General features: G+C 65.6%; 22 protein-coding genes. 12 read left to right on the top strand and 10 right to left on the bottom strand.

Annotated elements, in window-relative coordinates; all coding sequences use genetic code 11:
* The 3 genes from AC0Z6F_RS08720 to AC0Z6F_RS08710 all read left to right on the top strand — a co-directional run bounded on the left by AC0Z6F_RS08720 (position 1) and on the right by AC0Z6F_RS08710 (position 2,895).
* A complete protein-coding gene (locus AC0Z6F_RS08720; protein ID WP_485617067.1) occupies positions 1 to 1,530 on the top strand; it encodes a TolC family protein in 1,530 nt (509 codons plus the stop codon).
* Between the two features lie 76 nt (positions 1,531 to 1,606).
* Positions 1,607 to 2,182, top strand: a complete 576-nt coding sequence (locus tag AC0Z6F_RS08715) for a TetR/AcrR family transcriptional regulator (RefSeq protein ID WP_485617066.1) — start codon at positions 1,607 to 1,609, stop codon at positions 2,180 to 2,182.
* A gap of 56 nt (positions 2,183 to 2,238) precedes the next feature.
* Positions 2,239 to 2,895 carry a TetR family transcriptional regulator gene (locus AC0Z6F_RS08710; RefSeq protein ID WP_006367750.1) on the top strand — a complete coding sequence of 219 codons (657 nt, stop codon included), beginning with the start codon at positions 2,239 to 2,241 and terminating at the stop codon, positions 2,893 to 2,895.
* A 9-nt stretch (positions 2,896 to 2,904) separates the two neighbouring features.
* On the opposite strand, the gene AC0Z6F_RS08705 is transcribed toward AC0Z6F_RS08710, so the two are convergent.
* From AC0Z6F_RS08705 to AC0Z6F_RS08695, 3 genes are all read right to left on the bottom strand, one after another.
* Positions 2,905 to 4,197: an NADH-quinone oxidoreductase subunit D gene (locus tag AC0Z6F_RS08705; RefSeq protein WP_154354894.1), complete on the bottom strand. Its 1,293-nt coding sequence runs from the start codon at positions 4,195 to 4,197 to the stop codon at positions 2,905 to 2,907.
* A 256-nt stretch (positions 4,198 to 4,453) separates the two neighbouring features.
* Positions 4,454 to 4,861: a Rap1a/Tai family immunity protein gene (locus AC0Z6F_RS08700; RefSeq protein ID WP_012511090.1), complete on the bottom strand. Its 408-nt coding sequence runs from the start codon at positions 4,859 to 4,861 to the stop codon at positions 4,454 to 4,456.
* 32 nt (positions 4,862 to 4,893) lie between these two features.
* Positions 4,894 to 5,907, bottom strand: a complete 1,014-nt coding sequence (locus tag AC0Z6F_RS08695; RefSeq protein WP_485617065.1) for a LacI family DNA-binding transcriptional regulator — start codon at positions 5,905 to 5,907, stop codon at positions 4,894 to 4,896.
* 156 nt (positions 5,908 to 6,063) lie between these two features.
* On the opposite strand from AC0Z6F_RS08695, the gene ptsP reads away from it, so the two are divergent.
* The 5 genes from ptsP (at position 6,064) to AC0Z6F_RS08670 (ending at position 13,281) form a co-directional block, all read left to right on the top strand.
* Positions 6,064 to 8,574, top strand: a complete 2,511-nt coding sequence (gene ptsP / locus AC0Z6F_RS08690; RefSeq protein ID WP_485617064.1) for a phosphoenolpyruvate--protein phosphotransferase — start codon at positions 6,064 to 6,066, stop codon at positions 8,572 to 8,574.
* Entirely contained in the window at positions 8,571 to 9,527 is a 957-nt protein-coding gene (gene pfkB / locus AC0Z6F_RS08685) for a 1-phosphofructokinase (protein WP_485617063.1), read from the top strand. Before ptsP ends, pfkB begins: the two co-directional genes overlap by 4 nt.
* A gap of 86 nt (positions 9,528 to 9,613) precedes the next feature.
* Positions 9,614 to 11,317 (top strand): PTS fructose transporter subunit IIC, encoded by a 1,704-nt coding sequence (locus AC0Z6F_RS08680; protein WP_485617062.1) that lies wholly within the window; start codon positions 9,614 to 9,616, stop codon positions 11,315 to 11,317.
* Between the two features lie 14 nt (positions 11,318 to 11,331).
* Positions 11,332 to 12,585 carry a carbohydrate porin gene (locus AC0Z6F_RS08675; protein WP_485617061.1) on the top strand — a complete coding sequence of 418 codons (1,254 nt, stop codon included), beginning with the start codon at positions 11,332 to 11,334 and terminating at the stop codon, positions 12,583 to 12,585.
* Between the two features lie 96 nt (positions 12,586 to 12,681).
* The gene (locus tag AC0Z6F_RS08670) at positions 12,682 to 13,281 is read left to right on the top strand and encodes a fasciclin domain-containing protein (protein ID WP_485617121.1); all 600 of its coding nucleotides are present in this window, start codon (positions 12,682 to 12,684) and stop codon (positions 13,279 to 13,281) included.
* A gap of 138 nt (positions 13,282 to 13,419) precedes the next feature.
* Here AC0Z6F_RS08670 and AC0Z6F_RS08665 read toward each other — a convergent pair whose 3' ends face one another.
* Together AC0Z6F_RS08665 and AC0Z6F_RS08660 are read right to left on the bottom strand one after the other, a co-directional pair.
* Entirely contained in the window at positions 13,420 to 13,941 is a 522-nt protein-coding gene (locus AC0Z6F_RS08665) for a DUF6622 family protein (RefSeq protein WP_012511096.1), read from the bottom strand.
* A 96-nt stretch (positions 13,942 to 14,037) separates the two neighbouring features.
* Positions 14,038 to 14,874 (bottom strand): S1 family peptidase, encoded by an 837-nt coding sequence (locus tag AC0Z6F_RS08660; RefSeq protein ID WP_485617060.1) that lies wholly within the window; start codon positions 14,872 to 14,874, stop codon positions 14,038 to 14,040.
* Between the two features lie 189 nt (positions 14,875 to 15,063).
* On the opposite strand from AC0Z6F_RS08660, the gene AC0Z6F_RS08655 reads away from it, so the two are divergent.
* Positions 15,064 to 15,342 carry a hypothetical protein gene (locus tag AC0Z6F_RS08655; protein ID WP_012511098.1) on the top strand — a complete coding sequence of 93 codons (279 nt, stop codon included), beginning with the start codon at positions 15,064 to 15,066 and terminating at the stop codon, positions 15,340 to 15,342.
* 31 nt (positions 15,343 to 15,373) lie between these two features.
* Here the strand turns inward: AC0Z6F_RS08655 and AC0Z6F_RS08650 are convergent, their stop codons facing one another.
* Positions 15,374 to 16,243, bottom strand: coding sequence for a methylenetetrahydrofolate reductase (locus AC0Z6F_RS08650; protein WP_485617059.1), 870 nt, complete (start codon positions 16,241 to 16,243; stop codon positions 15,374 to 15,376).
* On the bottom strand, positions 16,243 to 17,157 hold the full coding sequence (locus AC0Z6F_RS08645; RefSeq protein ID WP_065723315.1) for a LysR family transcriptional regulator: 915 nt from the start codon (positions 17,155 to 17,157) through the stop codon (positions 16,243 to 16,245). The genes AC0Z6F_RS08650 and AC0Z6F_RS08645 overlap by 1 nt, the downstream gene beginning before the upstream one ends.
* 176 nt (positions 17,158 to 17,333) lie before the next feature.
* Here AC0Z6F_RS08645 and msuE point away from each other — a divergent pair, with 176 nt between their 5' ends.
* From msuE to AC0Z6F_RS08630, 3 genes are read left to right on the top strand one after another with little or no spacing between them, the layout of a single operon-like run.
* Entirely contained in the window at positions 17,334 to 17,915 is a 582-nt protein-coding gene (gene msuE / locus AC0Z6F_RS08640) for an FMN reductase (protein ID WP_485617058.1), read from the top strand.
* Positions 17,916 to 17,973: 58 nt separating this feature from the next.
* Positions 17,974 to 18,951, top strand: coding sequence for a DUF1852 domain-containing protein (locus tag AC0Z6F_RS08635; RefSeq protein ID WP_485617057.1), 978 nt, complete (start codon positions 17,974 to 17,976; stop codon positions 18,949 to 18,951).
* A gap of 38 nt (positions 18,952 to 18,989) precedes the next feature.
* Complete coding sequence (locus tag AC0Z6F_RS08630) at positions 18,990 to 20,024, top strand: methionine synthase (protein ID WP_485617056.1); 1,035 nt, start codon at positions 18,990 to 18,992, stop codon at positions 20,022 to 20,024.
* Positions 20,025 to 20,079: 55 nt separating this feature from the next.
* Here the strand turns inward: AC0Z6F_RS08630 and AC0Z6F_RS08625 are convergent, their stop codons facing one another.
* From AC0Z6F_RS08625 to AC0Z6F_RS08615, 3 genes are all read right to left on the bottom strand, one after another.
* Positions 20,080 to 21,108, bottom strand: a complete 1,029-nt coding sequence (locus AC0Z6F_RS08625) for a tetratricopeptide repeat protein (RefSeq protein WP_050509752.1) — start codon at positions 21,106 to 21,108, stop codon at positions 20,080 to 20,082.
* A 114-nt stretch (positions 21,109 to 21,222) separates the two neighbouring features.
* A complete protein-coding gene (locus tag AC0Z6F_RS08620; protein ID WP_485617055.1) occupies positions 21,223 to 21,744 on the bottom strand; it encodes a hypothetical protein in 522 nt (173 codons plus the stop codon).
* Positions 21,745 to 21,768: 24 nt separating this feature from the next.
* A complete protein-coding gene (locus AC0Z6F_RS08615; RefSeq protein WP_485617054.1) occupies positions 21,769 to 21,981 on the bottom strand; it encodes a hypothetical protein in 213 nt (70 codons plus the stop codon).
* Positions 21,982 to 22,056 lie beyond the last annotated feature (75 nt).

The following is a 22,056-nucleotide window of genomic DNA, read 5'->3' as shown; positions in this document are numbered from 1 at the left end:
ATGGCTATTGGAAATCGAGTTGCCTGCCTGTCGATTGCTGTGCTTGTGGCGCTGTCTTCTGGCTGCGCCTCTGTGGCCCCCAGGACCGAGATCCCTGACGCGGCAGCCCGGCATCATGTGGGCCAGGCCCGCACGCCGGCGGCGCTGGATGCGGATGTCCTGCCCGGGACGCCCAACAGGCAATGGTGGAAGGACTTCTCCGACCCCAACCTGGATGCGCTGGTCAGCCTGGCCATGCGTGGGAATCATGACCTGAAGTCTGCCCTTGCCGCCGTGGTGGAAGCGCGCGCACTGGCAGGCGCGGCGCGCAAGGACTATCTGCCGAGCGGTGCGCTGCAGGTCAAGGCCGAAGCCATGCAGTCCGCCCAGATCGAAGCGGATCCCTATCGCCAGGATCTTCCCCGGCCCCCTTCCCAGAGGCTGCTGTCCGCTGGACAGATGTTCTCCTGGGAACTGGACCTGTTTGGGCGCATTGGCACCGCCGCAGCCATGGCCGATCGCAAGGCCGATGCCGCGGCGGCTGACGCGAGGTCAGCGGCCGCAGTGCTCCAGGCCGAGGTTGCGAAGAACTACTTCCTGCTCAGGATGGACCAGATCAGCCTGTCCTCTCTTGATCGGGAGGTTGGCCTCAGCGAGGCCCGCGTTGCGCGAGTGAAGGCCCGGTATGCGGCCGGGCTGGTCGATCGCAGGGAGGCACTTGCGGTCGAATCCGAACATGCCGAGCTGGTAGCGCAGGAGGCGGCAACCGTTACCCGGCTGCAGGCGGACAGGGCCGCATTGGCGGTTCTTGCGGGCCGCTCGCCGACCGCGCGGGACGACACCTGGGAGGCGTTGCTGGCCCCGGCTCCACTGCCGGCCCCGCCGGGTCTTGCATCGCTTGCGCAGCCGACCGACCTCCTGGCGCGGCGGCCGGACGTCGCCAAGGCCGATGCACTACTGCGGGCAAGCCTTGGCAACGTCGTACTCGCCGAGCGCGCGCACCTTCCGCGCCTCACGCTGAATGTCTTCGGCGGCATCCTTGCACCGTTCGGTTCGCTGGGCGATTCCAGCGCAAAGCGCTTCTCGGCCGGCCCGGAGCTTCAGTGGGAGTGGCTGAGCTTTGGCCGGAAGAAGGCCAGGGAGGAAGCGGCGCGCGCCGGCAGCGATCAGAACTGGCATGCGTTCGAGCAGACCGTGCTGACTGCGCTGAAGGAGAGTGAGGACTCCCTGCATGCGTGGACGAGCTCCCAGGTCAGGATGCAGCAGGCGGTAAATGCCGAGGCACTCAGCAGCAGATCTTCGGTCTATGCCTCTTCGCGCGTGGACGCTGGAATCGAACCGAAGGATGCCGGCCTGCAGCAGCAGGCGCTGCACGAGAAGGCGCGCAGAGAGCTTGCGGCGGCACAGGCCGGGCTGCTGATAGCCCACGTGCAGGTGCAGCTGGCACTGGGGGCATGGCAGCCCGAGAAGGGGGACCCGGAGATTGAAATCGGCAGGCCCACCGCTTCCCGGAAGAGCGCCGAAAGCGAAGCATCCGCGGCGCATCACTGACTGCCTCGAACGGCAACCCGCCAGGCCGTACCGACCTGGCGGATCGTTCGTCGCCCGCTACATGAGGAAAACTCTCTTGAACGCTACCCACAGTTCGTCCGTGCGTGTGCCCGGCATACTCATCCGCGAAACGGCAGCGCTTATCGTCCGCAATGGTCGGTCGTCGGTGACCGTCAGTGAGATTCTTGAATGCTCGGGCGTCAGCCGTGGCGCGATGTTCCATCATTTCTACTGCAAGCAGGATCTCATCGACGCCACCTTCTCGTGCTGGCTGCAGAACTTCAATCATGACGTGGAACGGAGAATGCGTGCCAACGGGCTCCGCCCCGGCGCATTCACCCACGCCTACGTGGAATCGGTGGTCGAGGGCTGCAGGCGGCACGACGTTGCAATGCTCTCGGCCCTGATCATTCGCCTGGACCTGACGCAGTTGCCAGCGTTGCAGTGGATCGAGTGGATGAAGAAGAAGTTGGCGACAGAGCCCTCCGAAGCGGAAGATCCCGCCTTGAAGTCTGCCCGTCTCGCCGCCGATGGTCTGTGGCTTGGCTCACTGTCCTGCCCTGCCCCCGCCAATGAGCCGAAGATCGACATTCAAACGCCGCAAATCCCGGTGCAGCGCTGTAGCCATGGTCCGTCCCATCGCCTTGTCTAAGGACGATCAGGACGCGCGGCCGCGCGCTCATCGAACAGCAGGGATGCAACCGTGCCATGGCTAGAAGAACCAGGGAGGACGCACACGCCACGCGTGAGAGGATCCTCGATGCCGCACTGGTGTGCCTGCTGCGCCATGGTCCCGCCGGCGCCACGCTGGAGCTGATCGCCACCGAGTGCGGCCATTCGCGCGGCGCGATCTACTGGCACTTCGGGTCCCGTCAGAACCTGCTGGGTGAACTTTCCGCGCGTGGGCGGCCAGATGCACCCGAGGGACTGCGGGAGGCCGCCATCCGGCAGTGTAGTGACCCGTTCAAGCTTCTGTTTGCGGACCTGGTCAGGGTCTTTGATCACACGCGCCGCACCCCACGCGTTCGCCGGACGGTTGAGCTTCTCCTGCGCTCTGGTGAATCACGTGAGCTGGGCGGCATAGGTGACGTGCTCGCAGCGTGCGCGATGCCGGAGGTCCGCATGCTGGAGCTTGTATACCAGCGTGCAGGAGCACTGGGCCAGCTCCGTGAGGGCGTTGATACAGCCACTGCGGCGCGCAGCCTTCATGCGATCGCGGTCGGTGTTCTGCTGGGATCAATCCTGGAGCCCGGCATCCTCGACCTGGAGATGGGCGCGGCACGCACCGTGGAAGACCTGCTCAGGCTGCACATGGCTGTTCCCTTCGCGACTGCCGGAACGTGGTTCACCCCATGTGCGGGCTGAGCCGGTTCCTCATCGATCCACTTCGCCGAACACAATGTCATAGGTGCCAATCATGGCGACGACATCCGCCAGCATGTGGCCCCTGACGATTTCATCCAGTGAGGAGAGATGGGCGAAGCCGGGAGCACGCAGGTGCACCCGGAACGGTTTGTTGGCGCCATCGGAGATCAGGTAGCAACCGAACTCGCCCTTGGGCGCCTCGACCGCTGCGTAGGTCTCACCTGCCGGCACCTGGTAGCCCTCGCTGAAGAGCTTGAAGTGATGGATCAGCGCCTCCATGTCGGACTTCATCTCCTGCCGGGACGGCGGCGCCACCTTGAAGTTCTGGACCATCACCGGGCCGGGGTTGGCGCGAAGCCAGTCGACACATTGCCGGATGATGCGGTTGGACTGCCGCATCTCCGCGACCCGGCACAGGTAGCGGTCATAGCAGTCACCGGCGCTGCCGACCGGAATGTCAAAGTCAACGGCATCGTACTTCGCGTAGGGCCGCTTCTTCCTCAGATCCCATGCCACGCCCGAGCCTCTCAGCATCACCCCGGTCATGCCCCAGTCCATGGCCTGCTGCGGGCTCACAACGCCAATGCCCACCGTGCGCTGCTTCCAGATTCTGTTGTCGGTGAGCAGGGTTTCGTACTCATCAATGCGGTTCGGGAACTCGCGGGTGAAATTCTCGATGAAATCGAGCAGCGACCCTTCTCTCGCGGCGTTCAACCGCCGCAGCTCCTTCCCCTTCTTCCAGCGTGACTCCTTGTACTTCGGCATCTGGTCAGGCAGATCACGGTACACACCGCCGGGCCGGTAGTAGGTGGCATGCATTCGAGCGCCGGATACCGCCTCGTAGCAGTCCATCAGCTCTTCGCGTTCCCGGAATGCATAGAGCATCACGGCCATGGCGCCCAGGTCCAGCGCGCCCGTTCCGATGTTCATGAGGTGATTGAGGATCCGGGTGATCTCATCGAACATCGTGCGGATGTACTGTGCCCGGATGGGCGCTTCGATTCCCAGAAGGGTTTCGATCGCTCGTACGTAGGCATGTTCATTGCACATCATGGATACGTAGTCCAGCCGATCCATGTAGCCGATGGACTGGTTGAAGGGCTTGGACTCCGCCAGCTTCTCAGTGCCCCGGTGCAGCAGGCCCACATGCGGATCCGCGCGCACGACTGTCTCGCCATCCATCTCAAGCACAAGGCGCAGGACCCCGTGGGCCGCGGGATGCTGGGGGCCGAGGTTCATCACGTAGTTCCGGATCTCGGTATCCCGGCGACCATCGCGCATGGGGGCGGGACCGCCCGCCATCGTCCTTTCAGTGTTCATCCAATAGCTTCCGTAGACCGAACGCATTCAGCGGAAGTGCTTAATGCTCCAAGCGTCGATGCTACTTCGACGTGGAAGGCAGGCTATGGACTACCTGGTCTGGAACGTGGGGCGCTGGGATTGTTCCCGAGCCGAAGCAGTCTGCGGTCAACGCGCGGATTTTCTCGACGGCGGCACGTGCTGCCAACCCCGGTTGCGGCGGGGACCAAGCGTGGCAGATCACTTCAATGAGGTTGGGTCAGTTTCTCCTGGACTGTCCAATGCCACCGCGCGATGCCCGGCGCTCGCAAGGAAATGCTGTTCGCAGGCCTTCCACAACCAGCGAAGAAGCATTCTGTTGCAAGCGGTCCTGGGGCAGTTGCTGGAGATGGGAGGCGACACGATCGACCAGTTCATGTGGAAGGATCTGGCCTTGGCCACACCACTGGCCACGACTGGCATCGGCAGCACCCTGGATGTAGGCACTGGCACGGGCGCTGGACAGATTCCGGCACTGTTCGCCGGCACAGAATCCGTCAGCCCCTTTTCCCTGCAGTAGCGTGATCAGCTCTGCGCCGCTTACAAGCCAGGTGCGCTTCGGTGGTGATGTCTCCGCAAGCAAGGATCCGGCCAGGAAGCAGGCTCCAAGCGTAAGCAGCCGGCTCATGCGACGACCCGCCTGTCGGCCTTGATGTCCTCTCATGCCTTGGACCTTGGTTGTCGTCCTTCTGGATTCCATGCAGTTGATCCCCTCACCACGCATCGACCCGTCATCACCAACCGGCGCACCGGCAACTCCGGCGTGCGCAGTCGTTCCAGCAACAGCGACATCGCTGCGCGCCCCATCTCTTCGACCGGCTGTTCGATCACGGTGATGCCCGGTTCGACCAGCTCGGTCCAGCGTTCGTTGTCGAAACCCGCCAGCGCCAGCGCATCCGGAATCTCCAGCCCCGCGCTGCGGGCGGCCTTCAATGCCCCCATGAGCAGCAGGCTGTTGCTGGCGACCAGCGCCTCCGGCCGCGATGGCCCGGCCAGCCACTGATCGACTGTTGCAATGGCCGCTTCAGCCGTGGGTTCAACTTCGCGGTAATCCGGCTCCAGCCCGTGCGTGCGCATTGCAGCCAGGTAGCCGTCACGACGTTCGGCCGCGGTGGTGCTGGTGCTGCCGAACAGGCCGCCGATGCGGCGATAGCCGCGCGCGACCAGATGCTCGACCAGGCCCGCCATCGCGGCCGGATTGTCGAGCACCACGCTGTCGATCGACCCGCCGGGTGCGGCGCGGTCCACCAGCACCGTCGGATAGCCCAGTGCGAGCCGTTCCAGGCGCCCCACCGTGGTGCGGGTGGGCGCAAAGATCAGTCCACTGATGCGTTCCTCGTGCATCAACTGCAGATACAGCGCCTCGCGCTCGGGGTCCTCGTCGGTGTTGCAGAGGGTGACGCGCAGGCCTTCACGATAGGCGACCTCCTCCACCGCGCGGATCAGCGCTGTGAAGAACGGGTTGCGGATGTCCGCCACGATCAGCCCGATGATGCCGGTGTGCCGGGCCCGCAGGCGCCGTGCCTGCAGGTTGGGGTGATAGCCGGTCTGGCGGATCGCCGCCTCCACCCGGCCACGCACGGCCTCGCTGACCGGGCCGCCGCCGAGCACGCGCGAGACCGTGGACTTTGAGACCCCCGCCACGCGCGCGACGTCGTTGATGCTGATGCTCATTGGAACCGTTCCCGGAAACTTTCGCTGTTCGAGGCCGGATGGCCATTCAGGGCAATGCTAACGCCAAAGGACTATTGGCTTTTTGTGCAGTGCACATTGAAATGAAGAATGGGAACGTTCCCAATACGCCACAGCACCCCCTTCCCGGAGCCCACCTTGCAGCCCTTGACCTCCCCAGCCCCCGTCAGCCGGGAACTGATCCGCCTAAATGCGCGGGCGCTCGACAAGGCCGACGCCATCGCCCAGGTGGCGCAGATGCTGGTCGCTGCCGGCTGCGTTGCGCCGGGTTACGAGGCCAGCATGGGGCGTCGCGAGGCGTTGGCGAACACCTTCCTCGACCATGGCGTGGCCATTCCGCACGGGCTGGGCGAGGACCGCCACCTGGTGCGCCGCGATGGCATTGCCGTGCTGCAGTTTCCGGAAGGCGTGGAGTGGAATCCGGGCCAGGTCACCCGGCTGGTGGTCGGCATTGCCGCGCAGTCCGATACCCACATCACCCTGCTGCGCCGGCTGACTCGACTGATCCAGGATGATGCAACGCTGCAGCGCCTGTTCACCACGGCCGATGCGAGCGAGATCATCAACGCGCTGGCCGGCGATGTTGCGACCACGGCCCCCAATGCGCCGGTGACTGACCTGGCCGAGCGTTTCGACTGGACCATCGCCTACCCCAACGGGCTGCACGCGCGCCCAGCCACGCGCTGGACCGAAACAGCGCGCGGCTTCGCGGCCCGCGCACAGGTCCGTGCGGGCGATCAGGCTGCGGATGGCAAGAACCTGGTGGCGCTGCTGCAACTCGGGTTGCGCCATGGCGACGCGGTCAGCGTTTCTGCCGAGGGCGCCGATGCTCCAGCCCTGCTGGCCACGCTGCGCAAGGTCATGGACGGGCTGGTGGCACAGGAAAGGGCCGATGCCGAGCGCGCGGCGCAGCGCAAGGCTGCGCCGGTTGCGGGCTGGAATCCGCCCGACGCACAGGCGGCGATCGTCGGCATCGGCGCGAGCCCTGGGCTGGCAATCGGCCCGGTGCATGTACTGGCCAGCACGCACACCGACGTTGCTGACCGCCCCACCCCGCTCGGCGAAGGCGGCGCACGCCTGCAGGACGCGCTCAGCCGCACCCGCCAGCAGCTGGCTGCACTGCAGGATGACACCCAGCGCCGGCTCGGCGCCTCGGATGCGGCAATCTTCAAGGCGCAGGCTGCGCTGCTCGACGACACCGATCTGATTACCCGCACCTGCCAGCTGATGGTCGAAGGCCATGGCGTTGCGTGGTCCTGGCACCAGGCCATCGAGCAGATCGCCTCCGGGCTGGCTGCCCTGGGCAACCCGGTGCTGGCCGGGCGCGCCGCCGACCTGCGTGACGTGGGCCGGCGCGTACTGGCACAGCTTGATCCGTCCGCGGCGGGAGGCGGCCTTGCCGACCTGCCTGCACAACCCTGCATCCTGCTCGCCGCCGACCTGTCGCCGTCCGACACGGCCAACCTCGATACCGGTAGCGTGCTCGGCCTTGCCACCGCACTGGGCGGGCCGACCTCGCACACCGCGATTCTCTCGCGCACGTTGGGCCTGCCGGCGCTGGTCGCCGCGGGCGCGGAGCTGCTGGCGATCAGCCCGGGCCGCGAGGCGATCATCGATGGCAACAGCGGGCGCCTCTATCTGTCTCCGTCCGAGGCGGATCTCGCCTCGGCCCGTGCGTGGATCGCCGAACAGCAGCAGATCCGCGAGCGTGAAGCGGCGCAACGCGCGCAACCGGCACAGACCCCTGACGGCCACCGCATCGACATCGGCGCCAACGTCAACCTTCCCGAACAAGTGCCGCTGGCACTGGAGCAAGGCGCGGAGGGCGTCGGCCTGATGCGCACCGAATTCCTGTTCCTTGAGCGCGGAAGCACGCCCAGCGAAGATGAGCAGTACGCCACGTACGTGGCGATGGCCAAGGCACTCGACGACCGCCCGCTGATCGTGCGTGCGCTCGATATCGGTGGCGACAAGCAGGTCGCGCACCTGGAGTTGCCGCGCGAGGAAAATCCGTTCCTCGGCGTGCGTGGCGCGCGCCTGCTGTTGCGCCGCCCCGACCTGCTGGAACCGCAGCTGCGTGCGCTGTATCGCGCGGCGAAGGACGGCGCACGCCTGTCCATCATGTTTCCGATGATCACCTCGGTGCCGGAGTTGATCGCACTGCGCGCCATCTGCGAACGGTTGCGCGCCGAGCTTGAGGCACCCGAAGTGCCGATCGGGATCATGATTGAAGTCCCTGCCGCCGCGGCCCAGAGCGATGTACTGGCGCGCCATGCCGACTTCTTCTCGATCGGCACCAACGACCTGACCCAGTACGTGCTGGCGATCGACCGCCAGAACCCGGAACTCGCGGCCGAGGCCGACAGCCTGCACCCGGCCGTGCTGCGCGCGATCCGCGCCACTGTGGAAGGCGCACGCCTGCATGGACGCTGGGTTGGTGTCTGCGGTGGCCTGGCGGGCGATCCCTTCGGCGCAATGCTGCTGGCCGGCCTGGGCGTGGACGAACTGTCGATGACCCCGAACGACATTCCGGCAGTGAAGGCGCGCCTGCGTGGCAACGCGCTGACCGATCTGCAAGCACTGGCCAACACCGCGCTGGACTGCGAAACCGCCGAGCAGGTGCGCGCTCTCGATGGAGCGCGCGCATGAGCGCCCGCGCCGTCACCATTACCCTGAATCCAGCGATCGACCAAACCGTGCGGCTGGCGCACCTGCGACCGGGCCATGTGCATCGTGCCCGCAGCTCCCGCGACGACGCTGGCGGCAAGGGCATCAACGTGGCCGCCTGCCTGGCCGATTGGGGCGTGCCGACCACCGCGATGGGCGTGCTCGGCAATGGCAACGACGGCGTGTTCAGCGCGTTGTTCGCCGAGCGCGGCATCGCAGACGCTTGCCTGCGCATTGCGGGCCGCACCCGCACCAACATCAAGCTGGTCGAAGAGGCCAACGGCGAGACCACCGACATCAACCTGCCCGGCCTGTCACTGCGTGATGCCGATCTGGACGCGGTATCGCGCCGACTCGACGCCCTGCTCCAGCCAGACCTGCCGGTGGTGCTGTCCGGCAGCCTGCCGGACGGGCTGCCAGACGATGCATGGGCGCGACTGCAGGCGCAGGCTGGCGCCGCCGGCGCGCGCGTACTGCTGGACACCAGTGGCGACGCGCTCGCCGCCGCGTTGAGCGGCGCACACGGCGCACTGCCCTACGCGGTAAAGCCCAACCGCCACGAACTGGAGGCCTGGACCGGAACGCCGCTGCCGGATCGCAGCGCCCTGCGGGCCGCGGGCCAGGCCTTGGTCGAACGCGGAGTTGCGCTTGTGGCGATCTCCATGGGCGCCGACGGCGCGTTGTTCATTGATCACAGCGGCGCCCTGATCGCGCGACCGCCGCGACTGGCACACGGCAGCACGGTCGGTGCAGGCGATGCCATGGTCGCCGGCATCGCCGCCGCATTGCTGGAGCCCTCCCTCGATCTGGCTGCCTGCGCACGACTGGCGACGGCGTTCTCGATGAGCCGGCTGGAAAGCGGCGACGCGCGACGGCTGGATCCGGCACAGGTGCGCGCGTGGACCGGCGATGTACTGATCGAGCGGTTGGACTGAAACCCCTGCGGAGGGAGCTGCGGCTGGCCTCAGGCCACCCCTGACCCCTCCTGCAAGGACGAACCCGAAGAATTCCAGGAGTTCCCATGCAAGCTTCCACCGTAGTCATCGCCGCTGGCGAACGCAGCATCGAGGCGGTTCTTGCCGCCGAAGCGCTGCGCCGCGCCGCCCGCCAGCAAGGGCTCGAACTGGCGATCGAAATCCGCAGCGACCAGGGCGTGACCGGTGCACTGCCCGCCACGCACGCCGCCGCAACGCAGCTGCTGCTGGTGGGGGACGGTGAGGCGGATGCCGCGCGCTTCGGCAATGCCCAGGTCGTGCGCGCCAGCCTCGGTGAAGTGCTGGACGACCCGCTTGCCGCGCTGGCGCTGCTCGCAGCGACATCAGCAACCGCTTCCACCGCGGACGCCGGCAAGCGCATCGTCGCCGTCACCTCCTGCCCGACCGGCATCGCCCACACCTTCATGGCAGCCGAAGGGTTGCAGCAGGCCGCCAAGGCATTGGGCCACGCGATCCGGGTGGAAACCCAGGGCTCGGTTGGCGCGCAGGACGCGTTGAGTGACGAAGAAATCGCTGTCGCCGACCTGGTATTGATCGCCGCCGACCGCGAAGTCGATCTTTCGCGCTTCGCTGGCAAACGCCTGTTCAAGAGCGGCACCAAGCCGGCGATCAACGATGGCCAGAATCTGATCCGCAAGGCACTGGCCGAGGCCGGCGTGCAAACCGGCACGGCATCTTCAGGCCGTGCGACCGAAAAGACCAAGGTCACCGGCCCCTACAAGCACCTGATGACCGGCGTGTCGTTCATGCTGCCGTTCGTCACTGCCGGTGGCCTGCTGATCGCACTGGCGTTCGCGCTCGGCGGCATCTATGCCTTCGACGATGCACACAAGGGCACGCTGGCCTGGTCGCTGTTCCAGATCGGCGCCAAGTCCGGCTTCATGCTGATGGTGCCGGCACTGGCCGGTTACATCGCCTACTCCATCGCCGATCGCCCGGGTATCGCGCCGGGCATGATCGGCGGACTGGTGGCAGTCAACATGGATGCGGGCTTCATCGGCGGTATCCTGGCTGGCTTCATCGCCGGCTACGGCGTGCACTGGATCAACCGTGCGCTGCGCCTGCCGCGTAGCCTGGAAGGCCTCAAGCCGGTATTGATCCTGCCGGTGCTGGGCACGCTGCTGGTTGGCCTGTTGATGATGTACGTGATCGGTACGCCGGTTGCCGGACTGCTGGCCTGGCTGACCGACTGGTTGCGCGGCATGCAGGGCAGCAGCGCGATCCTGCTCGGCCTGCTGCTGGGCGGAATGATGGCGGTGGATATGGGCGGGCCGGTCAACAAGGCCTCCTATGCATTCTCCACCGCACTGATTTCCAGCCAGGTCTACACGCCGATGGCTGCGACGATGATCGGCGGCATGACGCCGCCGCTGGGCATTGCGCTGGCAACGTGGTTGTTCAGCAACCGCTTCACTGCCGAGGAGCGCGGCACGGCCGGTGCCGCGGGCGTGCTCGGCCTCAGCTTCGTGACCGAGGGTGCGATCCCTTACGCCGCGCGCGATCCGCTGCGCACCATTCCAGCGCTGATCCTCGGCTCTGCCGTGGCTGGTGCGATCTCGATGGCCGCAGGCGTCGAGCTGAAGGTGCCGCACGGCGGGGTGTTCGTGCTGCCAATCCCGAATGCGGTCACCCACCTTGGCATCTACCTGCTGGCGCTGGTGGCCGGCGTGGCCGTCACCGCGGTCGCGCTACGCGTCCTCAAGAAGCCGGTCACGGCTCCCACCCTGTAAAAGGAACCTCGCCCATGACCTGTTCTTCCCGCCGCCTGTTGCCGGTAGCGATCCTGCTGGCCCTGCCTACCGTGGCCGCAGCCGCCGACGCGAGCGACGTCTTCACCCCCAAGCTGGCGTACACCGGCGAAGCGGCCGCCACGCTCGACGGCGGCAAGCGCAGCGGCACGGCGTATGCCGGCCAGCTGATGTTCGGCGCCCACGTGGATCTGGACGCCGCGTTTGGCTGGCGGGGCGCAACGATCAAGGCCTACGGCATCAACCGCCATGGCACCAATCTTGCCAACAGCAGTACAGGCAATAGCACGTCGGTGCAGGAAATCTACGGCGGCCAGGGCACGCGCCTGGCCAACCTGACGCTCGAACAGAAACTACTGAACGACCGATTGGTGCTGGAAGCCGGGCGCAGCGTCGCCAACATCCATCACCTCGGTTCGGAGTTGTGCCAGTACTTCCAGGGCAACTCGGCCTGCGGCAACCCGACCTACGTATTCCGCACCAGCAATTTCACCTGGTGGCCGGTATCGAGCTGGATGGCCGATGCCACGGCCTGGGTGACGCCCGATGTCTATGTGCGCGTCGGCGCCTACCAGGTCGATCCCAGCCAGGCGGAGGACGGCCAGCATGGCCTGAAATGGAGTACCCACCAGGCCACCGGCTGGATCGTGCCCTACACGCTCGGCTGGCGCAGCCCTGCTTCGGCACGACTGAAAGCCCGCTACGAACTCGGTGGCTGGCAGGACAACTCGACCTATCTGGATCCGCTGCGCGATGCCAACGGCACCCCGGCGCTGCTTAGTGGCCAGGACTACGCGAACCGCCGTGGTCGCTCCGGGGTGTTCGCCCGCTTCGAGCAGCAACTCACCGGGGATGGTGCCGGGCGCGGCCTGACCCTGTTCGGTGCGGCGCTCAAGGGCACCTCCGGCCAGCTGATCGAGGATCATTTTCTGCAGGCGGGCGTGGTGCAGAAAGGCACGTTCGTCGGCCGGCCGCAGGACAGCATCGCGTTCGTTGTGACCCAGCAGAAGTACAGCAGCATCGCCTTGGAGGGCCTGCGCCTTGCCCGTGCCGCGGCAGGCGGTAGCGGCACGCCGCACGGGAGCCAGGTGATGATGGAACTGAGCTATGGCATCCAGCTCACCCCGCAGCTCCGGATCGCACCGAACCTGCACTACATCGTGCATCCGGACCAGTTCAACGAACCCGCCCGCCAGCGCGACCTGCCGAATGCGTTGATCGCCGGCATGCGGGTTGATTGGAGCCTGTAAGCAAAGCCAATGGCGGCCTTCCTGCCGAACTGCGTGGCGCGAAACGATTGGAGCAGAATCCGCTGCATCCAATCCGCGCCCCGGGCCGTAATGAGGATGCCCGCGCATTGCGGGCGCCAATCCGAGGGTCGCACCGTGAACGCTCTCCAGCGAATTTCCGCCGCAGTCAGCCTCGCCGTCCTTGTTTCAGCAGCTTCTTCCAGCTTCGCCGCCAACACCGTCATGGTTGGTGGCGCAGCGATGTATCCGACCAAGACCATCGTCGAGAACGCCATCAACTCCAAGGACCACACGACCTTGGTCGCCGCAGTCAAGGCGGCGGGCCTGGTCGACACCCTCAACGGGGCGGGTCCCTTCACCGTCTTCGCCCCTACCAATGCAGCCTTTGACAAGCTGCCTGCCGGGACTGTCGACACCTTGGTTAAACCGGAAAACAAGGCACAACTGACCAAGATTCTTACCTACCACGTGGTGCCAGGCACCTACACTTCCGCGCAGCTCGTTGCAGACGCCAGGAAGCATGGCGTGAAGGCGACGCTGAAGACCGTGCAGGGCGAACCACTTACGATCTCTCTCCACGAAGGCAAGCTGTGGGTTATCGATGCCAAGGGAGGCAAAGCGGGCATCAGCATTGCTGATGTAGGCCAGTCCAATGGCGTGATCCACGTGATCGACACTGTACTGATGCCGAAATGATGCGGCTTTGGGCAGCGGGCATCCGGAACGATGCCCGCTACCAGCACGCTGAGCTGGGGGCCCCGCCAGTGGCAGCGCACCTTCCTGCCCGTGCCACTGAAGCCAGCATTAGCGTGACGCGTCACGCGTAAATGAGGTTCAGGTTGCCGCTTTCCACCCTTTCGCCGCCGCGTCCAGTCGCAACGAGGCCAGATAGCGGCAGTACTTGCCAATGAAGAGGCCGGTGAAGTCCCCTGACAGCAGCAGGTAGGCCGCACTGGCGCCGGCATTGGCGATCAATGGCGGCGACACCGCGAATGCGACTTCGAAACCGTACTTCACCAGGAACGTGACCAGCAGCAGGGGCAACACGCTGTAGTCCGCGTTGCGCCAGAGCTTTCCGGTGGCGCCATCCAGGGTCAGCTTCACGTGGCCCAGCAGCAGCCACCCCAGTGCCGTGCCGGTGCCGATGCCGGCCAGCCACTCGCCCCAGGCGCTCCAGGACACTCCGTAGCGATGGCTGATCGACCAGGCGCCCCAGACGGTGAACAGCACAGGCACGACGGCCAGTTTCTGCAGTGACGTTTCGCCCGGCTTCATCGCGGCAATGCCGCGCGTGACCAGGAACGCCAGGAGAAGCCAGACCCAGGCGGGTGTCTGCGAGACGATCTGCTGGAGCATGTTCACGAGCGGTCCCCTTGTGATGAGTGGTAGCGAGGTGTCCTCGCCATGGCGCTCACTATTGGCAATCACGCGGCCCGCGGCCAGTGACAGCTGTCAGTCTTCGAGTGTTACGGAGCGGCGGTAGTCGGGCGCGCCCAGGACGCTCTCGATCCAGCCCACATAGCGCGATACCCGCACGTTGTGCACTACCTGGCCATAGAAGCCGGCTTCAAGGGCATGCTCGGGAACGGCGCTGATCCACGAGCCCAGCCCCACCAGCTGCCACGCGCCGTGTTCCCCGATGACCAGCGGGCCGCCACTGTCGCCGTTGCCCAATACGCCTTCCAGTGGGAGGCCCTGTGGCGGGGCATCGAATCGATACCAGAGGTAGCGATCATTACCACCGGTAATGGCGTTGTATGCGCGCCGCAGCGATGCGCGATGCGGCCCGCCCGGCACCAGTCCAATCGCCCCATTGCCAGTGGCGCCCTTTCCGATCAAGGCGGCGACCTGCGTGACCTCGGCACTGCCGCGATAGAGCGAAACGGGCTGCACATCGTTCACGGGGGCCGTGAGCCTGATCAGCGCAATGTCATCCGATCCGGCCAGGAACGCATGGATCTTCGCCGGGCTCCCCGTTGCCAGTGCTTCCTTGCCCAAGGCTTCCGGCATTCGCCTGTAGCCCGGATGCACGACCACACGTTCCACGCCGTAGTCCTTGCCGTTGATGGCGATGGTCTGCCCCATACCCTCCATCGGTGCGGCATGCGCTGCTGTCAGCACCCACTGCGGAGCGATCAGAACGCCCTGCCCTTCGCCCGGCATGTCAGCCAGGGCCGGAAACTCGGATCCATCGATCCGATAGCGGGCATCGTCCACATCGTGGCGGATGACCACGGCTCCAGCAGCGAGCGGCAGCGCGGCAAGCGCCAGAAACAGCCAGCGGATCATGGGTGCCTTCATCCTTGCGGTCAGTCGCTGCAGCCTAGCCGAACGCATCGAGCCAAGGGGAAACGTCCGATCAACCTCCCCTGTCCGACGACGAATGCCGCAGATCCGGCCCCGAAACCGGGGCGGCCACGGGCCGTTAACAGCCCGCCTCTATGCTGGGGCCTCATTGGACACCCATGAGGCATGACCATGACCAAGCTGCACACCCTGATGTTGACCGGCTGCCTGCTTGCACTGAGCCCACTGGCCTCGGCCGAAACCGTGAACCTGACCAACAGCGCCGACGGTGCCAATCGCGATGCGGGCATCGCTGCGGTCAAGAAGAAGCTGCAGGACGCGTGCACCGACCGCAAGGGCTCGCCCGATGCGGCTTCGTTCGAGGTGGTCTTCGAGAAGACCAGCGAGAACCCGAACGTACCCAAGCCGTACTACGTAGATGGCAAGATGAAGTGCGAACTGCCGGGCTGAAGGGCCCGGCCAAGCGATCATCGATAGAGCATCAAACGCTGGCGGCCGACGTGCGCCGCCGGTACCGCTCGATCCAGTCCAGTGATGGGGCAATGCCGCCGAACGGGAAGAAGTGCGGGCTGATCTGGCCGTGCCCGGCCGTCAGCCCACTCACCAACCGATCCACAAACACCTCCGGCCCCGCCGTGCCGAGCAGCCGACCGATCGAGATGCCATACCGCGCCAGCATCGATGCACTGGTACCCACGCCGCACATCGCGGCGTAGCGGGCCAACCGCGCAATGCTGGCCGGCCCCGGCACGCCCACCAGCACTGGCACCGTGATGCCACGGGCCCGCAGCGCATCCAGCCAAGCCAGCACGATGTCCGCATCGAAGCCGAACTGGGTGATGATCAGCGGTGCCATGCCCCGCGCCTCGATGGCCTGGCACTTACGCTCCAGCACGCGCCAACGGTCCTCGGCGTTCATCACCGGATGCCCTTCCGGATGCCCGCCCATGGCAACAACCTTGATGCCGCAACGTTCAAGAAGGCCAGTCTCGATGATCGAAGTACTGTCGGCATACGGACCTGCGGGCGTGGAAAGATCACCCGCGATAAGCAGGCACTTCGCTACCCCGGCTTCGCTGGCGGCACGTTCCAGGAACCGCTCAAGCGCTGCACGCGACCCGATACGGCGGGCAGAGAGATGCGGCATCGGCTCGAAGCCGAGCTCGCGCACCGTGCGAGCGGCCGCCAGCCGGGCATCGTCGTCCTCGTTCGCCAGGTAGGGAATAGAGATCGTCGTTCCGGGAGCGATGCGGCCCGCTTCCGCGCGCAGTGCCGGCATGGCCTTGGCGCTCACTTCCAGAGAGAACGCGTCGATGAAGGCGTCCGCCCGCTGCGATCCAGGTGCAGGCATCAACGGGCTCCGCCTGCATTGCCGGCAACCGGCGTGCTGTTACGCGCCAGTTCGACGAAGGCCTGCAGGTAGTCGATACTGGTATCGGCCTCGCGCGCGCCCAGGTAGATCTGCTTGGGAATGCCTTTCGCACCCAGGCGCACCGGCACCACGTCCATGCGTGCGGCATATTCCTCCACCAGCCAACGCGGCATGGCGGCCACGCCGCGACCGCTGGCCACCATCTGCATCATGATGTCGGTGGTTTCGATGGTCTTGTGGCGCCGCGGCGTAATGCCCGCCGGCAGCAGGAACTGGTTGTAGATATCCAGGCGCTCGAACGGTACCGGGTAGCTGATCAGCACTTCCTGGCCGAGCTGGCGCGGCTTTACGTGATCCACCTTGGCCAGGGCGTGATTCCTGGCCACCACCAGCACCTGCTCGTAGTCGAACACGGGAACGAACTTCAGGCCCGGCTTCAGCAGCGGGTCCGGCGTGACCAGCAGGTCGATCTCGTAGCCGAACAGTGCACCGATGCCGCCGAACTGGAACTTCTGCTTGACGTCCACATCCACGTCCGGCCACGCGGCCAGGTACGGCGAGACGATCTTCAGCAACCACTGGTAACAGGGATGGCATTCCATGCCGATGCGCAGCGCGCCTCGCTCGCCCTGGGCGAACTGGCCCAGGCGCTCCTCGGCCAGGTCCAGCTGCGGCAGCACACGGTTAGCCACCGCCAGCAGGTACTGCCCGGCCTGGGTCAGGCGCAGGCTGCGGCCTTCGCGCAGCCAGACATCGGTGCCGAGCTGCTGCTCCAGCTTCTTCATGCTGTGGCTGAGGGCTGACTGGGTCAGGTTGAGCACGCCGGCGGCAGCAGTCAGCGAGCCCTGCTGCTCGACCTGCTGCACGATGCTGAGGTGGATCCGTTCCAACATGACGATGAATACCGCTCATGGATTGGTGAAGTAATACCATTTTACGTCATGGAAGGGCATGGCTAGGATCGGGTCATACCTTCGGTTGCCTGCCAGCCCGGTCACCTCGCCGGCCTGCAGGACTGCGCCCCCGCAGATCGCCCGAAGGAGCTCCCTCCCCTGCTGAAAGCGAACAGATGACCCGCCCCCTCCGTATCGTCGCCGTTTCCGGCGGACTGCAGCGCCCCTCCAGGGCTGCAACCCTGGCCGAGCACCTGCTGGACCTCATCGGCGAGGACGTTGCCTGCGAGCCACACCTGATCGAGCTGGGCGAACTGGCGCCGCAGATGGCCGGCGCACTGTGGCGCTCGCAGTTACCCGACAGCGTGGAGCGGCAGCTGGCCGCTGTCGAGCAGGCCGACGTACTGGTGGTGGCCACGCCGGTCTACCGCGGCTCGTACACCGGCCTGTTCAAGCACTTCTTCGACTTCATCCACCAGGACGCACTGGTCGACACCCCCATCCTGCTGGCCGCCACCGGCGGCAGCGAGCGCCACGCACTGGTGATCGACCATCAGCTGCGGCCGCTCTTCAGCTTCTTCCAGGCGCGCACCCTGCCCTTGGGCGTGTACGCCACCGACCGTGATTTCGCCGATGGCCGCGTCCACGACGACGCCCTGATCCAGCGCGCACGGCTGGCAGTGCAGCGGGCGATGCCCCTGCTTGCCCTGTCCCATCGCGCAGCGCCTGCCACTGCCGAGGCCGCTGCAGTCCTTTGAATGCCGAATGCCAGCGACCTGCATTCGGATGTCATCCCCGCAACCCGGAACGCCGCCCATGACGACCGAGAACTTCACCTTCAGTATCACGCGCATCCCCTTCAACGAGGACTACCAGCCCGCTGACGGCACGCGCATCACCACCAACTTCGCCAACCTGGCTCGCGGCGAGTCCCGCCAGGAGAACCTGCGCAACACGCTGGGGATGATCAACAACCGCTTCAACGACCTGGCGCACTGGGACAACCCGAGCGCGGACCGCTACGCCGTCGAGCTGGACATCATCTCGGTGGAGATGCACATCGATGGCGGTGATGGCAGCGATCCATTCCCGCTGATCGAAGTGCTGCGCCCGACCATCGTCGACAGGCAGACCGGCGCGCGCACCGCAGGCATCGTCGGCAACAACTTCTCGTCCTACGTACGCGACTATGATTTCAGCGTGGTACTGCCGGCCAGCAACGAGGGCAAGGCCACCTTCGGCATTCCGGAAGGCTTCGGCGACCTGCACGGCAAGCTGTTCCAGCACTTCCTTGAATCGGAGGCCTACCGCGCCAATTTCAGCAAGGCGCCGGTGATCTGCATCAGTGTTTCCAGCAGCAAGACCTACCACCGCACCGAGAACCACCATCCCATCCTGGGCGTGGAGTACCGCCAGGGCGAGTTCTCCCCCACCGACCAGTACTTCGACAAGATGGGCCTGCAGGTGCGCTACTTCATGCCGCCGGGCAGCGTCGCGCCGCTGGCGTTCTACTTCCAGGGCGACCTGCTGGGCGATTACTCGAACCTGGAACTGATCGGCACCATCAGCACGATGGAGGCGTTCCAGAAGATCTATCGCCCGGAGATCTACAACGCCAACTCCGTGGCCGGCAAGGTCTACCAGCCCAGCCTGAAGCACCAGGACTACTCCTCCACCCGCATCGTCTACGACCGCGAAGAGCGCAGCCAGTTGGCGGTCAAGCAGGGCAAGTTCACCGAAGAGCACTTCATCAAGCCGTACCGCGCCGTGCTTGAGCAGTGGGCTGCCCGCTGATCCATCGATTCCCCATTCGCCCCAGGACACAGAACGCAATGTCGACGAAGAAACTGCTCCCCACCTCCACCGCCGGCAGCCTGCCCAAGCCCTCCTGGCTGGCGGAGCCCGAAAAGCTCTGGTCGCCCTGGAAGCTGCAGGATGAAGGACTGACCGAAGGCAAGCAGGATGCCCTGCGCCTGTCCCTGCAGGAACAGCAGCACGCCGGCATCGATATCGTCAGCGACGGTGAGCAGACCCGGCAACACTTCGTCACGACCTTCATCGAACACCTCAACGGCGTCGATTTCGAGAAGCGCGAAACCGTGCGCATCCGCAACCGCTACGACGCCAGCGTGCCGACCGTGGTCGGTGCCGTGAGCCGCCCGAAGCCGGTGTTCGTGGAGGATGCGAAGTTCCTGCGCCGGCAGACCACGCAGCCGATCAAATGGGCACTGCCCGGGCCGATGACCATGATCGACACCCTGTACGACGCACACTACAAGAGCCGTGAGAAGCTGGCCTGGGAATTCGCGAAGATCCTCAACGAGGAAGCGAAGGAGCTGGAAGCCGCCGGCGTGGACATCATCCAGTTCGATGAGCCCGCCTTCAACGTGTTCTTCGACGAAGTGAACGACTGGGGCGTGGCCGCGCTGGAACGTGCGATCGAAGGGCTGAAGTGCGAGACCGCTGTGCACATCTGTTATGGCTACGGCATCAAGGCCAACACCGACTGGAAGCAGACGCTGGGATCGGAATGGCGCCAGTACGAAGAGTCGTTCCCGAAGCTGCAGACCTCCAGCCTCGACATCATCTCGCTGGAATGCCACAACTCGCACGTGCCGATCGATCTGATCGAGCTGGTCCGCGGCAAGAAGGTGATGGTCGGCGCCATCGATGTGGCTTCCAGCACGGTGGAGACGGCTGAAGACGTGGCCAACACCCTGCGCAAGGCGCTGCAGTTCGTGGATGCCGACAAGCTCTACCCGAGCACCAACTGCGGCATGGCGCCACTGGCCCGTGAAGTGGCACGGGGCAAGCTGCGTGCGCTCAGCGAAGGGGCCAGGATCGTGCGTGAGGAGCTCTCGGCGTAGTCGCTGAAAGAGATCAGCGTCCGGACCTCTATGCGGGGTCCGGACGCATCGGCACTCAGCGCTTGCGCGCGCGTCGCTCGGGGCACTCCTTCGGATCGAACAGATCGTAGGTCTGCTTGATGGCCAGATTGCGGATCGCCCTGCGATTTCCCTGCGCTGCAGCCTCACAAGTCCAGTAGATGTCCTCATCCTGGTCCTTGGGCACCCCATGCCCGATGGAGTACAGGTATCCCAGCTCGGCCTGTGCAGGCGCGTAGCCCGCCATAGCCGCCTTGCGATAGAGGTCGGCGGATCGTGCCTCATCCTTCTGTACGCTGATACCCTTGGCATACATCAGGGCGAGCCTGGTCTGCGCCTCCACATCACCGCCATCGGCAGCCGCTGTGAGTGCTTCAACCGGGCCAAATGCGCCGGGCGTGTCCATCTCGGCACACCACACCTCGTTCTCCTTGCGATTCAGGCACAGCTCCAGACGGGCCTCCTTGACTCCCGCTAGGCCGAGCTCCTGCACGGCTGCCCTGGCATACCACTGCATGGCCTGGGCCTCGTCTTTCGTGAGGCCGGCGCGTCCCTTCTGATAGAGATTGGCAAGGCTGTACTGCCCGGCTGGCGAGCCGAGCTCAGCGGCTCGGCGGAGCCACAGGACAGCCTGGGCATCATCCTGCTGCGGGCCCAGGCCCTGCAGGTACATGATCCCGAGATCGGACTGTGCGTCCGCATTGCCCTGATCGGCAGCCTTGCGTACCCAGTGCAGGGCCTGAGCGGGATCCTTCGGCACGCCATTGCCTCGCAGATACAGCACACCCAGCATGGACTGTGCCGGCGCATAGCCCTGATCGGCCGCCTTGCGGTACCAGTCCGCTGCCTTCGCTGCGTCCCTGTCGACGCCTGCGCCGCGCAGATACCTGTCTCCAAGTTCATTCTGGGCTTCCGCGTTGCCGGCCTTCGCCGCAGCCATCACGCGATCCCGCTCGGCCGCGTTGTCATTGCCAAGTGCCGGAGTGCTGCAGGCCAGGGCAGCCAGCCCCGCACAGAGTGCAACGCGCCGCAGGGCGCCAATCCATTCTTCCGTGAACGTCTGCATTCTTGATCAACTCCAGATGGATGCCGCAGGTAGACCCGGCAGGTGCCTCGATCAGCAAGTGATCGAGGCTGGGGGCGGCATTATAGGTGCGCGCAGGACCACGTGGCCGAGGTTCTATCTGGGTAGCGGGCGTGCCTGCTCCTGCGCTCGCGACATCGCAGGGGTCCGTCTCAGCGCCAGCGCCTCCTTGATCCGGCCCATCTCACGCGACCCGGCCTCGGCTAGGCGGCGGGCCTGCTGCCGCTGCTCCCGCGTAGGCGCCGGAGGTGATAGAGCACCGGCATCTACCAGCCGCGCCACCGCATCGCGCAACCGCAACTGCGGGCAAAGCCGGGCGGCACACCAGCGCTCGGCGTAGCGCTTGGCCTGGCGAGCATTCACGGCGGCCACGACCTTGGGCTGGGGTGATTTCCGCGCGGCGAGGAACAGGCGGACGCCGAGCACGGCATGCGGCACGACGTTGGCCACACAGCGGCCGTTCCACCACAGGTCCCAGCGGTCACCGCTCTGCACCCAGCCGGAGGGCCGGGTAGCGGTCATGAAATCGGGAGGGCTGGAGGGTGAATGCATGGCCCGAAGAATACGGTCGGCCGTCGCATGGAATGAGATTGCGGAGTTGCGCTGGCGACCTCTCAACGCTTCTGCCGTAGCGAAGCCCTCTCACCACTCTGGGCCGAGCAGCTTCTCCACCTCGGTTTCGAGCTTCTTTGCGGCTTCGGCCTGCGAGGCTACCTTGATGCACAGCCCGGACTGCGCGGGCCCCGGAGTCAACTGGTAGCGGTTGATGGTGCCGCCGCCGTCGCCATCCAGCTCCACCCGGGCCACCAGGGTTCGGCCGTTGGAATTGAAGATCCAGTCCCGGTATTCGGACATCGTTGATTCCATGCGTGACACTTTGAGTGGCCTTCACTCTAAGCGGAGCGACGGTGAAGAGCGCCCGAAGAAAAC

The organism is Stenotrophomonas sp. 1L-E-5-B-C3, assembly GCF_057292075.1.
This window is presented reverse-complemented; position numbering and strand designations above follow the sequence as displayed.